The sequence below is a fragment of the Calothrix rhizosoleniae SC01 genome, assembly GCF_900185595.1.
Taxonomy (GTDB): Bacteria; Cyanobacteriota; Cyanobacteriia; order Cyanobacteriales; family Nostocaceae; genus Calothrix_A; species Calothrix_A rhizosoleniae.
The window spans coordinates 1-7,172 of record NZ_FYBH01000028.1 but is presented as its reverse complement, the minus strand read 5'-3'; the positions used below and the strand labels follow the sequence as shown (position 1 = coordinate 7,172).

Here is a 7,172-nt window from a genome sequence, read left to right as displayed (position 1 = left end):
AAGATTCCCAGCCTCTGCCAGTACTTTGGCATTATCGAGGGCAAAACCTACTTGCATGGCCATTTGGGAGAACCATCTAATTTCATGCTCTTGCCAATGACGGGTTTGGGAACATTGATGGGCAACTAATAAACCGAATAATTCCCCTTGGTTGAGAATTGGTGCCACCAAATGTGCCTTGACTTCCAGGTTCTCCAGTTGCTCAATGTAACAAGGGGTAAGATTTGCTTCATAAATATTATCCGTAGCTTTCACCCTGCCATTTTGGTACTGTTCGATGTACCTAGCTGCAAAACAAGGATCTTCAATTATCAGACCAAAAGCCTTTGTGAAGCCAGGAGCAACCGATTCAGCAATTACCACTCCCTCAGATTCTGGGTTAAGTCCATAGACTATAATGCGATCGCATCCTATGACTCGACGAATTTCCTCCGTTGCAGTTTCCAGAATATCTTCCTGCTCAACAGAAGCACGAATCAACCTCACTACATCAGTGAAGGAATTAGTCCATTCCACATGAAGATTTGCTAGTTGTTGGTAAATCCTTACTGATTCAGATTCTTCAACAGCCCCTTTCTGAATATCTAAGGATTGAGATTCAGAAAAATTCTGCTCTGGATAAGAAAGACCTTGACCATTTGTGGGTGTGTTAGGGTAGTTCTGTGTCATTTGATGTGAAAAAAACAAAAGGACATTTACAGGCTACAAGCAGCCTGATTGGAGTTATAATTCCACAGATTTTAGGGGTAGATGCACACCAAGAAACTGGCTTTATTGCCGGTAAGTCATTAAGCAAAATTACTTATGTCTCTATTTTTCTTTACGTTATTCGGTAAAGAATAAAAAATGTATAATTTTGCACAATTATTTCTGAAAATAATTCAGCTAATAAAAATAGTATATTATTGTAAAGAATAAAAAATACAACATTAATTGCGATCAAACAAAAAAATTTAAATCCCTTTAGAACGTAGCATTCACAACATAGTGCAACTCTGGCATTTCCAAAGGTTGGCACAGCAATGTATCTAAAAGCTCCGGAAATTAGTGATGCAATCATTTATTTTTCTGCACACTGTTAATCCAACGTTAACTCGCTGAAATGACGTTATTACCATCCTGTGGAAGAGCCACCCCGCAGGAGCATTCACTGAATCTTATAGTTGATAGGGGTGGTTATAGGATTGCATTGCGACAGTGGTATTCTCCTTGAGTGCAAGCGATTTTCACTGACTTCAGCTACCAGCTTTCTAATTAGGCTGAATTAAATGTTACATTAACAGAACTTACGCAATTGGCACCGCAGCGATCGCTATTTTATAGTATGTTTGTATTATAAGCAAGATTTTCTGAAATCAGAGTTTTTTAGAATTGTTAATAGTAATTATAAGAGTAAATTTCGAGTATTATTTTTATGGGAGAATAATTACAGGGTGCATTAAGAAACCAATTAAGGTCGTCTTCAAAGAAATCATATAGCTTGTGCTATGTTGGTTTGGCTAAGACTGAAAAATTTAGCTTACAAAACAGGTCAAACTATTTATAAAATCAAGCATAATTTGCTTGATAATTATTTAATAGAGCAACTAAAACGTCCGGATATTGCTATGTCAATAGTTTAGTTGTTAGGCGCTTGGTGCGGCGTAGCCGCACCATTGCTTGTGCCAGTTGCGTAAGTCCTGTCTTTGTTGGGGTGTGAGAGCATCCCATCTTTCCATCCTTACCCAAGAAGTATCCGGGGAACGAGTTGCACCATTAGGAAGTTTAAAACCAGTGGAAGAATCAAAAGCTTTGCCCAAATTATTTTGACGGTTCCAAATACCCAAATCAATATAAATTTCAAAATTGCGGTTTCCTGTTTCTCCTCCAGTGGGTGACATGATAATTAATTCCCCTTCAACAGTTAATTTCAATCGTAACTCTTTATTGACTGCAACTAGTTGCTCAAATTCTTCATCTGTAAATTTCAACGCTGGAGGTAATTGTAGTGTTAAAGCAGTCATAATCCAATAAGGTTCAGTTAAGAACAATGGTAGGTTGGGGAGCCACTCCGTTGCGGAGGTTCCTCAACCTACGCCAAAAAATATTCCAGTTGCGTAAGTCCTATATCTGTTTAGATTTTAATTTCAATTCAAATTTGGAGTTGAGTGTAAGTAAGTATCAATGACTTTAAGTTGGTTGTCCTGTAACTTCAGGTGAGCTTCCTCCTCCACTTCCGGCTGCACCAAATTTATTCCCCTTAAACCACTCAGACTTTAGAAGTGACCACCAAGCAGCAGTCAGTCCAGCTAATACGTAATCATAAGGAATCCAACCATAACCATTTATTCCCCATTCAGTTCCCCAAGAATTCCTGATTAAGAATGCTCCTTTGGAATCTTCTTTTCGGTTTGCACACTTAATGAGTTTATAATCATCATACCCAACTGCAACTACTGTATGCCCACCAACAACACTATCCTTATCTGCATCTGGGAATGAAATGTGACCAAGTTCATTAGATTCCTCATAAACAGATGTATAAACTGTAAAACCAAAAATACAAGGAAAACCGGCAGCTAAAACAGCCTTAATTTGAAACAACAGGCTTTCTTTTGAAATCCCTGCATAATCTAGAAGAAAGTATTTAAGTGCTTGATAGTTCTGAGCATAAGCATAAGTGTAAGGAGGTGGTTCTTCATTTACCTTAGTTTCCTCATAAGACCAAGATTCCTCTGGTGGTACACCATATAGCGCCATAACCTTTATTGTTTCTCGTATAGATGCTCCTACATCTTCTGTAATATTCATTTTTTTACGTGCAGCATTATAGAGAAATAGAGGAGACGCACTTACATTCTCGTTAAAATTTCGATTGACGAAGTACTCAAATAATGATGTTGCAGCAAATGCTGTGCATGAGTTTAAGCGCCCTTGATCTCTAACGGGAGAACACCAAAAACTCAAATCTACTACTCTAGGAAGAAGACAGTATGGAACTTTATTTTTCTTCTGTATTTCTTGACATTCTTCAATAAAAGAAATATCAGTTACTGGAATACGTAGATTCCAAGTTGGAAATAAATCTAGTGTTTTGTTGACACTTGAATGACTTTGATAAATAATTTCAAAAACATCTTGTCTATCAAATAGATTATATGTATTATCTTTCAATTCTGGAGAAAATGATTTATTCTGCCGATAAAAATAATTAATATATTTTCTTCCCAAGAAGCATAAAAAGATAATAGTATCTTTATTTTTATTGGAGATGTTCTTTTCTCGAATATGATTTATCTCCATTGTAATAATAGATTCAACTTTTTTAATAGCATCTTCTACCAATTGCTTATCTGAATAATCTAAACTTGTGTGTAATACATCATAGGAGTTGCTGCCATTATCATCATTATCTAATGAGTATATATTATCAAATTTTTTAATCCCTATTTCTATTATTTTGTCAAGATTCATTTCTCTATGTTGAGCAATAGGAGATATCAGTTTTATTATTGCTGAAACTATCGGTTCAAGTACATAAGATTTACCTAATATATCTTTGTTGACTATGTAGGATTCTAAGAATTTATAAATGTGATTTTTATTTATCCAATAATTAGGTTTAATAGCATTTCTCCAGTGCTTTTGTAATTTGTGTTCAAAAAAATCTTTTTGTACTTTAATATTCTCTAGAAAGTCATATTCAAAAAGTATCTGTCTAATTTCTTCTTCATATTCGTGATAATAATTGATAAAATCACGACATTCTTCGTATATTTGTATTACTACCCTATCAATCAAAAATGTAAATATTGTATCGATTACTACATTCGGCATTGATTGATAAACGGATATCAGCCTAATTTTTGATAGACTTTGCTTATTATCTTTATCTTGAATGATTTCTTCTATTTTTTCCTTGTCATTTTTCTGAGATTTTGATAATTTGTCAATGATTTCTCCCATTTCTTTTTCGGCATTTTTCTTAAAGTTTAATAATTTTTCTTCGTTATTAATCAAATCGTTAAATGTAGTATAAGTTTCCAAGCCAAGCACACCATCCGCATATATTTGTGAGCTCAGTTGGAATAGTTTAACTAACTCTTGGCTGATTACATCATATCTTTCTTCATTCATCCATTCTGCTATCCAGATTATCATTTTTTCTTTTTATTTATAATATGAATAAAATTTTCAATTTGTTCTGAATCTGATTCCGAAGAATCTGATTGGCTATATTGTGATTGCAATATAGTTTTAAAATATTTTCCCAATAATTCATTTGGGAAATATTCGCTTATTATTAAAAGAGCAAGATATTTTTTTAAACTTAGTATGTGTTGCTGTGATAATCTCCTTTTATAAGGTAATTTATTCAGTGTTTCTCCTTGTTGTTGATCTATATCACTATATCTATAAAGTTTGTGATGTTTGACATCTATAAAAGTTACACTACCTAATATGCCTCTTATTTTTTCAGTAGCATTTTCTATCGCTTGATGATTATCTGTGCTGCTAAAACCCCTTGGAATATTGATTTCATGTTCCAAAAACTTCATGAAAGCTTCTGCTATCTTTTCAAGCTCACCAGTTTTTCCCTCTACCTTCAATCTAAGTTTTTCTTCATTATCAATATCGTAATCTCGTAGGTCTGGATATTCTGGCAACCAACCTAGCCCCTTCTTTTTCCAATCAATTTTTTGATTTTGGTCTTTTTTCTGATTCATTATATATATCCTCTTGATTTTTCCAGATTTTATGAATTACTCAATTTTTTTTCATCAAAAAATATCTGGCGTATTATCTTTGAACGCCATCGCAAATATTATTTTGAGACTTTTGATTATTCAGGTAGTCGCTCAACCAATTGCACCCATAGTTAATAAAGTCCTCCAATTTCAACTGTTCTACATTCCAAAGTGATACAGTTCCATCTGCACTCACAGTAACCAGCATTTTTCCATCATTACTGAACCGCAAAGAGTTAACTGCCTGTTTATGCCCAACTAAGGTAGTTATTAATGTACCATCTAAACTCCATATTTTTACTGTTCTGTCATCACTGGCAGTAGCAATAATTTTTCTTTCATCATTACTAAAATCTACGCCCCAAATTCCAGCAGTATGACCTTTCAATGTTGTTAAAAAATTACCCTGCCAATCCCACAATTTTACGGTGTTATCTTCACTAGCAGTTGCAATTATCTGGCTGTTAGGACTGAAGCGAATGTTGTAAATTGATGTTTTATGAGCCTGCCATTGCTTTAGAGGTACTCCGTTACTATCCCATAGCTCGACTTCCCCTTGACCATTACCAGCAGCAATCATTTTGCTATTAGGGCTGAAATTGACGCTATATATTACTGCTAGAGTTTTTGTTGTTAGAGTTTTTTGTAAATCTCCTTTTTTGCTCCAAAGTTTTATTGTTCCATCACGACTAGCTGAGGCAATAGTACTACCATCTGGGCTGAAACTAAGGCTAGTGACGACTCCATCATGCTCTCCAAGGGCTTGTGGTAATCCTCCCTGTAAGTTCCATATTTTGACAGTTTTATCACCACCTGCACCACTAGCAATCATCTTGCCATTTTTTGGGTTGAAACTAAGGCTAGTGACGGATTTAGTATGCCTTCCAAGGATTTGTGGTACTCCTGGTACTCCTCCCTGTAAGTTCCATAGTTTGACAGTTTTATCCTTACCACCAGTAGCAATCATTTTGCCATCAGGGCTAATATCAACTGTGTAAAGTGTCCCACTATCACCATTAAAATTAGTCAGCCAATGTTTATTTAATCGCCAAAGTTTAACTGTTTTATCGTTGCTAGCAGATGCAAGGATGTTACCGTTATTATTGAAACTAACACTATTGACTCGTTCTTGATGCCCTTCAAAAGTGTTTAGCAGAAAACCATCTTCAGCACGCCATAGTTTTACTTTTCCATCTTGATGAGCAGTAGCAATTTTAGTCCCATCTAGACTGAATTTGACATCATTTATTGCATCTGAATCTTTTGTAAGGTGTCTTTTTTGATCTTTCGTACTTACATTCCAAAGAATGACTGTCCCATCTCTACTAGCAGAGGCAATGGTTTGACCATTGGGACTAAAGCTAACACTAAACACTGACTGCTGATGTCCTGGGAAAGTATGAATAAATTGACCATTGTTATCCCATAGTTTTACTGTACGATCAGCACTAGCTGTAGCAATTTTTCCATCTTTACTAAAACTGACTTTGTAAACTGCTTTATTATGACCATTTTCCAAAATTTTTGGGGAAGAACGAGCATTGAGCTTCCAAAGTTTAACAGTCTTGTCATCACCACCTGTGGCAATGGTTTGACCATCTGGACTAAAAGCAACAGTCCAGATGGTTTTACTACTCTCTTCTAAATTCCTCCGGAAATTTCCTTGCCTATCCCAAAGTTTTACAGTCCCATCTTGGCTAGCAGTAGCAATTGTCTTACCATCGGGACTGAAACTAACATCTACAACTGGCTTTTCATGACCTTTTAATGTTGCTTTTTTCTTCCCATCAGCAGTCCAAAGTTTAGCGGTGTTATCATAACTAGCAGTAGCAATTGTCTTACCATCAAGACTAAATTTAACTTGTGCGACAAAATTGTTGTGTTTTTCTAAGCGTTTACTTTCTCCTCTTACCCAGTAAGCTGCACTGAGTGCTTCCATTACCTGAGCCTTGAGTTTTTTGTTGCTTTTGAACCAAAAAAAATGCTGAAAATCTCTTCCTGCTTTTAAAGCATCTATGAGAGCGTTAAAGGAATATCTATTCGAGTTGAATTTTGCTTTAGAGGATGAAATAAGTGCATTAATTTTACCTTCCTCTGCTACCTTCCACTGAACAAAAGCAAAACTAGTCAAACCTACTAAGGCAGCCAAGGTTGATACAATTAAAAAGTTTACTGCATGATAACGCTTTGAACTTTTCCGAAATAGCTGTTTGCCAGTTTCATCCAAATTGAGATAATCTTTGTATTTCTTCAATTCCTGAAATTGACTGCGGGGAATAGCAGCATGATAAAGTTTCCAATTAGTTATACACCTTTGAAATAATTCAGTCGCTCTTTTAATTTCTAGCTCTTGGAGACTATTCCACTGGTTAATTTTTTGAGCAAGGTATTCATGGGTAATTGAGTATTTTCTAGTTTGAGGTATGGTTTCAATCAGACGACTTC

General features: G+C 35.3%; 5 protein-coding genes and 2 pseudogenes. 2 read left to right on the top strand and 5 right to left on the bottom strand.

All coding sequences use genetic code 11. The annotated features are described in order from the left end of the window. On the bottom strand, positions 1–669 hold a 669-nt coding region (locus tag CALSC_RS01415; protein ID WP_143288116.1), incomplete at its 3' end, for a GAF domain-containing protein. Between the two features lie 5 nt (positions 670–674). Here CALSC_RS01415 and CALSC_RS27210 point away from each other — a divergent pair. Next, positions 675–836 (top strand): hypothetical protein, encoded by a 162-nt coding sequence (locus tag CALSC_RS27210; protein WP_235006637.1) that lies wholly within the window; start codon positions 675–677, stop codon positions 834–836. Between the two features lie 618 nt (positions 837–1,454). Next, positions 1,455–1,622 (top strand): annotated as a pseudogene (locus CALSC_RS28270) (IS701 family transposase); the annotation flags it as partial. 57 nt (positions 1,623–1,679) lie between these two features. Here the strand turns inward: CALSC_RS28270 and CALSC_RS01400 are convergent. From CALSC_RS01400 to CALSC_RS01385, 4 genes and pseudogenes are all read right to left on the bottom strand, one after another. Then, positions 1,680–2,003 (bottom strand): annotated as a pseudogene (locus CALSC_RS01400) (Uma2 family endonuclease); the annotation flags it as partial. Between the two features lie 166 nt (positions 2,004–2,169). Further along, positions 2,170–4,140, bottom strand: a complete 1,971-nt coding sequence (locus CALSC_RS26885; RefSeq protein WP_200817530.1) for a C1 family peptidase — start codon at positions 4,138–4,140, stop codon at positions 2,170–2,172. Then, complete coding sequence (locus CALSC_RS01390) at positions 4,137–4,706, bottom strand: hypothetical protein (protein WP_088239646.1); 570 nt, start codon at positions 4,704–4,706, stop codon at positions 4,137–4,139. Before CALSC_RS01390 ends, CALSC_RS26885 begins: the two co-directional genes overlap by 4 nt. A 73-nt stretch (positions 4,707–4,779) precedes the next feature. Further along, positions 4,780–7,172 (bottom strand): WD40 repeat domain-containing protein (locus CALSC_RS01385; protein WP_143288115.1); only part of this gene is annotated, 2,393 nt, incomplete at its 5' end.

Coding starts and splice junctions, on each gene's coding strand:
- CALSC_RS26885 (WP_200817530.1), bottom strand. CDS start 4,140: ATGATAATCTGGATAGCAGAATGGATGAATGAAGAAAGATATGATGTA.
- CALSC_RS01390 (WP_088239646.1), bottom strand. CDS start 4,706: ATGAATCAGAAAAAAGACCAAAATCAAAAAATTGATTGGAAAAAGAAG.